This window comes from Hydrogenophaga aquatica (genome assembly GCF_054780915.1).
Window position 1 is genome coordinate 113,024 of the sequence record NZ_BAAGVK010000008.1, and the last position, 6,508, is coordinate 119,531.

The following is a 6,508-nucleotide window of genomic DNA, read 5'->3' on the forward strand; positions in this document are numbered from 1 at the left end:
CTGCATAACAATGCAGGGAGGACGCCGCCGTGAACCATTCACGCGAACGGCATTGCCAAGGCTTGACGCTGATCGAGGCCTTGGTCGCCGTATCCATTCTGGCCATCGTCGCCAGTGTTGCCATACCAGCCTTCAATGGCATCCGAGAAACCCTCAGACTCAAGGGTGCCGCCGAATCTGTGCTGATGGATCTGCGCTGGGCGCAATCAGAATCCATCAAGAAGAGCGAGTCCCTGACCGTCAGCTTCCAGGAAGGCGACGCGGCCTGGTGCTACGGGTTCACTCTGGAAGCAAACTGCGACTGCAGCGAGGCCGGTTCGTGCGTGATGGATGGCATTGAACGCACAGCGGACCAGTCCCCCTTCCCAGGCATGGGCCTGGTGGCGAACGTATCGAACAAACGCTTCACCTTCAACCCGCGCCGGGGCACGGTCACGGCCGGCAACGTGCAGCTCACGGGCCGCAACGGCAAGTCGCTAAGGGTGGTGGTCAGCGGGCTGGGCCGCATCCGCATGTGCTCCCCCGCCGGAGACAGTCACGTCAGCGGGTACCCGAATTGCTGACGGCAGAAAGAATCATTTGCCAGGCGGCTTCAAGTACCTTTCGTCCGACCAAGTGGCCAGCCACTGGGGGGCAAACGCCACAAACACGGCCACCACGAGCCCCGTCAAGAAGGCGTCGCCCCAGGCCATGAGCCAGCGGGCCACCAGCGCCTCCAGCAAAGGCACGCCATCCACCAGGTGGTGGATCAGTTCATACACCGTGCCCGAAAGAAACACCACCACGGCGGTTCCCAGAAAACCACGCCCCAGGGTGTAGATGAAGGGGTTGGGCGGCAACCAGCGGCGCAGCCCGGCGCCCAGCAACAAGGCAAGCGTGGCCGGCGCCAGACCCACCCACACCCATTGCGACAGCACAGCCGCTGCATCTGCATGCCCCACCGCCCACACCGCGAGCGCCACCAGGCCCAGAACGGGCACCGCCAGGGGCCAGCCCAGCATCAACACCAGCAGACTGGCGCCCGACAGCTGCACCGACATGCCTTGCGGCAACTTCTGTGGCAGCAGCCAGAACCAGGGCAACAGCACCAGCACGGCCAGCGTGGGAGTCAGCAGGCTGCCCTTCAACATGCGCCAGGGCCTCAGGCTCAGCGCAACGGCCAGCGCCAACGCGCCAGCGGCGGCCTCCAACACCGTGAGCCACACCATCGCGTCGTCCATGGCCAGCCCCAAGGGTTCTTTACATGCCCGGCAGTTTCGGCATGCCCTTCATGCCGCCCATGCGCTTCATCATCTTCATCAGGCCGCCGCCCTTCATCTTCTTCATCATGGCCTGCATCTGCTCAAACTCCTTGAGCAGGCGGTTCACCTCTTGCACGTGCACGCCCGCACCGGCCGCAATGCGGCGCTTGCGTGTGGCCTTGATGATCTCGGGCTTGCGGCGCTCCTGCGGCGTCATGCTGCAGATGATGCCTTCCTTGCGCTTGATGTCCTTCTCGGCACGGGTCAGGTCGCTTTCGCTGGCCTTGGCCGCCATCTGCGTGGGCAGCTTGTCCATCAGGCTGGACAGCCCGCCCATCTTCTTCATCTGGCGGATCTGCTCCAGGAAGTCCTCCAGGTCGAAGCCTTCGCCGCTCTTCACCTTGGCTGCCAGCTTCTGGGCCTGGGCCAGGTCCACACCGGCGGTCACCTGCTCCACCAGGGCCACAATGTCGCCCATGCCCAGAATGCGCCCGGCGTGGCGTTCGGCGTCAAACACCTCCAGCCCGTCGATCTTTTCGCTCACGCCCGCAAACTTGATGGGCGCACCCGTGACGGCTCGCACCGACAGCGCCGCGCCACCGCGCGAATCACCGTCCGTCTTGGTCAGCACAATGCCGGTGAGGGGCAGCGCCTCCTTAAAGGCCTTGGCGGTGTTCACCGCGTCCTGGCCCTGCATGGCGTCCACCACGAAGAGCGTTTCCACCGGGTTGAGCGCGGCATGCAGCTGCTTGATTTCGGCCATCAAGGCCTCGTCAATGGCCAGGCGGCCCGCCGTGTCCACCAGCAGCACGTCAAAGTAGTGCTTTTTGGCATAGTCCAGCGCGGCGTGGGCAATGTCCAAAGGCTTCTGGTCAGGCGTGCTGGGGAACCACTCGGCCCCGGCCTGCTTGGTCACGGTCTTGAGCTGCTCGATGGCGGCCGGGCGGTACACGTCGCCCGACACGGTCAGCACCTTCTTCTTGCGCTTTTCGATCAGCAGCTTGGCCAGCTTGGCGGTGGTGGTGGTTTTACCGGCACCTTGCAAACCCGCCATCAAAATGACGGCTGGGGGCTGAGCCGCCAGGTTGATGTCGCTCACCCCGGCGCCCATGGTGGCGGCCAGTTCGCGGTTGATGATGCCCACCAGCGCCTGCCCCGGCGTGAGGGAACCCACCACCTCCTGGCCCAGCGCTTTTTCCTTCACACGGGCGATGAAGTCGCGCACCACGGGCAAGGCCACGTCGGCCTCCAGCAGCGCCAGGCGCACCTCGCGCAGCATGTCGGTGACGTTGCTTTCGGTGATGCGCGCCTGGCCGCGCATTTCCTTGACCAGGCGTGACAGTTTTTCAGTAAGGGCGGAGGCCATGCAGTGCTTTGTGGTGTAAGGGCGTGTATCGGCCCGGCTGGCCGTTAAACTCTGGGAATGATTTTATCCGCGAGCCCCTGGTGGACCGCCGTGCCCTCCGTGGGCGCGGCACTTGGCTACGCCCTGCTGGCGGGCTGGTCGCAAAAACTGGGGCGCACGGCCATCAGCGCCCTCATGGCGGCGGTGTGGTTGCTGCACGGCCTGGCGCTGGTGTCGCTGCTGGGTGTGGAACCCGTGCGCTTTGGTTTTGCCACCACCTTGTCGGTCACGGCCTGGCTGGTGTTCAGCGTGTATTCCATTGAAACCCGCCTGTACCCGCAGCTGGGCACCCGCTGGACGCTGGCGGGCCTGGGCGTGCCCGCCGTGCTGCTGGCACTGGTTTTCCCGGGCTCCACGTACCCCACACTGCATTCCAACTGGCTGCCGCTGCACTGGGCGCTGGGCATTGCGTCTTACGGCCTGCTGGGCGTGGCCGTGGCGCACGCCTGGATGATGCAGCGCACCGAACAGCTCATTCGGCAAGGCCACACCGCCACCAACGCGCTGCCCTTGCTGGCGCTGGAACGGTTGACCTTCCGCTTTGTGGGTGCGGCCTTCGTGCTGCTCACGCTCACGCTGCTGGCGGGCTGGTACTTCAGCACCGTCCTGCCCACCCATGGCTGGGCCTGGACGCACAAAACCGTGTTCACCGTGCTTTCGTGGGTGGCGCTGGGCGTGCTGCTGGCGGGGCGGCGCCTGTGGGGCTGGCGCGGCAAGCTGGCCGTGCGCATGCTCTACGCTGCGGCCGGTTTGCTGCTGCTGGGCTACGTGGGCTCGCGTTTCGTGCTGGAAGTGGTGCTGCACCGCGCATGAAGTACCTGCTCGTCATTGCCGTGGTGCTGGTGGCCTACTGGATCTGGCGTCACAACCGCCAGGAGGAAGCGCGTGACGCACGCGAAGCACAGGAAGCCGCCCGGCGGCGCCAGCCACCCGCACCGCCCGCCCGCCCCGACCAGATGGTGACCTGCCGCCACTGCGGTGTGCACTTGCCGCAGTCCGAAGCCACCAAGGGCCTGCTGGGCTACTACTGTGGAAAAGAACACCAGCGCCTCGCCGAAGGCTGAACGCCCGGGCCACCCGCAAGACAGCGTCTGGCCCACGGCCGACGAATCGGCCTTTGCGCCATCGTGGTTTGTGCCACCCGCCAGCGCCCCGGCAGCCTTGCCAGACGCAGACCCCTGGCGCTCACCCGCCCGGCTCTGGACCTACCTGATGCGCGCGCGGGTGTTCATTGCTGGCGTGTTGCTGGCGTTGCAGCTTTTCGTCGTGGCCCAGGGGGGCGGGCCAGCGTGGCTGCTGTGGCCTGGCCTGCTCTATCTGGCCGCCACCGCTGCCGTGCTGCGCTGGGCACGGCCTCGTTCGTCCGACTCGGTATGGTCCCCCCGCTGGGCCATGACCCTCTGGATGGACCTGGCTATGTTTGCCCTGCTGCAGTACTTCCAGCAAGGCAACATCAACTACACCCCCCTGTTCGCCCTGCCCGTGCTGCTGGCGGCCATCCTGGGCCCCCTGCTGCTGGCACTGGGCAGCGCCGCCGCCGCAACTCTGCTGTTGCTGTGGGACGCCTGGTCCATTTCCCTTTACAACCCCGACCTGGCCACCACCCGTTTCCTGCAAAGCGCGCTCACCGGCGCAGGCCTGTTCCTGGTGGCGTGGCTGGCCCACCAGCTGGCCATGCGGCTGGCGCGCGAACAGGTGCAGGCCCAGCGCAGCCAGGCGCTGGCCCGCACGCAAACCGATGTGAACGCGCTGATCGTGACCGGCCTGAAGGAAGGCGTGCTGGTGCTGGACACCGCTGGCGTGGTGTGGCACGCCAACCCGGCCGCGCAACTCATGCTGGGTGCCACCGAAGCCAGCGGCGCGCCGCGCGATTTGACACGCACCCCCGGCTGGCCGTTGCTGCACGGCTGGGTGCAAAGCTGCTTTGCCTTTGGGCAAGACGAAGACAGCGAACTGGTGGTCCCCGCGCCAGGCGGGGGAACACGCAAACTGCGTGCACGCGCCCGGCCCACCATGGGTGACACAGGCGCACGCGCCTGCGTCGTGTTCCTGGAAGACCTGCGCGACGTGGAAGCCCGCGTGCAAACCGAAAAACTCGCCGCCATGGGCCGTGTGTCTGCCGCCGTGGCGCACGAGATACGCAACCCCCTGGCCGCCATTGCCCAAGCCAACGACCTGCTGGACGAAGACACCACCGACCCCACGCACAAACGCCTGACCACTATGATTGGCCAGAACGTGAAACGCCTGGGGCGCACGGTGGACGACATACTTGATGTCGTCCGTTTACCTTCGCAAGCAGACGTGTCCCACTTGGTTCCCATACCACTGGACCATGCCGTTGCCCAGATCGTGAGTGAATGGCAACAACTGCGCCCGCAAGGGGAACGGCTGCGTTACACCCCAGCTACACCCCATACCATGGTGGCCTTCGAAGCAGAACACCTGCGGCGCGTTCTGGTCAACCTGCTGGACAACGCCGACCGCCATGCCAGCAACGCGCTCGGCGCAATCCAACTGCGCACCCACGCCAACCCGGCGGAAGGCGCAGCCACGCTTGAAGTATGGAGCGACGGCCCGGAACTCTCTACCCAGGTGAAAGAACACCTGTTCGAGCCCTTTGCCTCATCGCACAGCCGCTCCAGCGGCTTGGGTCTGTACATATGCCGTGAACTGTGCCTGCGCTACGGCGCCACGCTGCACTATCGTCGTAGGTCCAGCGGTAGAACACCGGGCAACGCATTTGTGGTTACGTTCAAAGCCTAGGACATCCGTCAATCATTGCACGACGGCATTTGCCGACAGCCACTTGTCCCAAGGCAACGCCAGCCAGTTCGGATTTTCGGTGCCAAAGCGTTTCCATTCTTCTGCGGCTGACGCACACACACTCGGGTCAAACATGCGACACATGCGCTCGGCCCACCAACTAGCCTGCTCCGCGTTACCACGCGCGGCTTGTGCCAACGCCATTCGAAAAACCAAAGCGGGCAAAGGATAATAAGATGCATACCTCTCCAAATCCCGCAACCGCCCATCCGAAAGATAATAAATCTCATCCAGAGGCGTTGTAACCCATTGCAAACGCTCGTATGGCTCGACAAACAAAGATTTCCTCAATGGGAAATCTTGCTCCACAAGCAATCTATTTACGACATCCGGCCCCTGTTGTCGATGTAACGTGAAAATCCGCTCCATCTGGACATACGAAGACCAGATTGAGAAGGAAAAGAATCCAAAAATAGCAAGATATCCAATTGCATAAACCCCCGAGTAACTAAAATCAATCACATACACCTTTCGCCCAACCAAAACACCAAAAATCAAAAACAACAACCACAAGAAAAATCCATAATGCAACGGAAACTCCAGCATGCCATGCACAACCATCGATGCCGCCATCAACCACAAAAATTTCTCGTCAACTCGGCCACACAAAGACCAAGCTCTCATCAACAAATAGCACACCGGAGCCACAATCAAGATACCAATTGGAATTCCAAAAACAACCAACATATCAAGTATTGAGTTATGAGCATGACGGGCAATCATAAAACTGAAATCACCATATTCAGGGGAAAATCTCAAATGGATATTAGCCACTGCACCAAACCCATATCCAATCCAGGGTGACTGAGAGATGGCCTCTACAACCATACTCCATAGCCTAGCCCTAGCCCCGTCAGCCACCATGGAACGCGCCTCTTGAACTGGGAACCAACCCATCCACTCAATTACCGCCGGCATAGAAGCATATAATATCAAAAGCATTAAAATTGGAAAAATCGAATAGATAGTCGCTCCTGCAAAACCCCTGACGCCCGCATGAATGCTTATGTTTCGGGGTGATCACGGATACCCAGAA

At 62.4% G+C, this 6,508-nt stretch carries 7 protein-coding genes; 4 read left to right on the forward strand and 3 right to left on the reverse strand.

Annotation, left to right across the window (positions count from 1 at the left end):
• The first annotated feature begins 29 nt into the window (after nt 1–29).
• A complete protein-coding gene (locus ACYVHH_RS06560; RefSeq protein ID WP_460564327.1) occupies nt 30–563 on the forward strand; it encodes a GspH/FimT family pseudopilin in 534 nt (177 codons plus the stop codon).
• Between the two features lie 12 nt (nt 564–575).
• On the opposite strand, the gene ACYVHH_RS06565 is transcribed toward ACYVHH_RS06560, so the two are convergent.
• Complete coding sequence (locus tag ACYVHH_RS06565; RefSeq protein WP_460564328.1) at nt 576–1,220, reverse strand: hypothetical protein; 645 nt, start codon at nt 1,218–1,220, stop codon at nt 576–578.
• A gap of 19 nt (nt 1,221–1,239) precedes the next feature.
• Nucleotides 1,240–2,607, reverse strand: coding sequence for a signal recognition particle protein (gene ffh, locus ACYVHH_RS06570; RefSeq protein WP_460564329.1), 1,368 nt, complete (start codon nt 2,605–2,607; stop codon nt 1,240–1,242).
• 57 nt (nt 2,608–2,664) lie between these two features.
• Here ffh and ACYVHH_RS06575 point away from each other — a divergent pair, with 57 nt between their 5' ends.
• From ACYVHH_RS06575 to ACYVHH_RS06585, 3 genes are read left to right on the forward strand one after another with little or no spacing between them, the layout of a single operon-like run.
• Nucleotides 2,665–3,459: a cytochrome C assembly family protein gene (locus tag ACYVHH_RS06575; RefSeq protein WP_460564330.1), complete on the forward strand. Its 795-nt coding sequence runs from the start codon at nt 2,665–2,667 to the stop codon at nt 3,457–3,459.
• A complete protein-coding gene (locus ACYVHH_RS06580) occupies nt 3,456–3,710 on the forward strand; it encodes a PP0621 family protein (protein ID WP_460564331.1) in 255 nt (84 codons plus the stop codon). The genes ACYVHH_RS06575 and ACYVHH_RS06580 overlap by 4 nt, the downstream gene beginning before the upstream one ends.
• The gene (locus ACYVHH_RS06585; protein WP_460564332.1) at nt 3,676–5,412 is read left to right on the forward strand and encodes a sensor histidine kinase; all 1,737 of its coding nucleotides are present in this window, start codon (nt 3,676–3,678) and stop codon (nt 5,410–5,412) included. The genes ACYVHH_RS06580 and ACYVHH_RS06585 overlap by 35 nt, the downstream gene beginning before the upstream one ends.
• A 12-nt stretch (nt 5,413–5,424) precedes the next feature.
• Here the strand turns inward: ACYVHH_RS06585 and ACYVHH_RS06590 are convergent, their stop codons facing one another.
• Nucleotides 5,425–6,480 carry a PglL family O-oligosaccharyltransferase gene (locus ACYVHH_RS06590; RefSeq protein WP_460564338.1) on the reverse strand — a complete coding sequence of 352 codons (1,056 nt, stop codon included), beginning with the start codon at nt 6,478–6,480 and terminating at the stop codon, nt 5,425–5,427.
• Between the last annotated feature and the right edge of the window lie 28 nt (nt 6,481–6,508).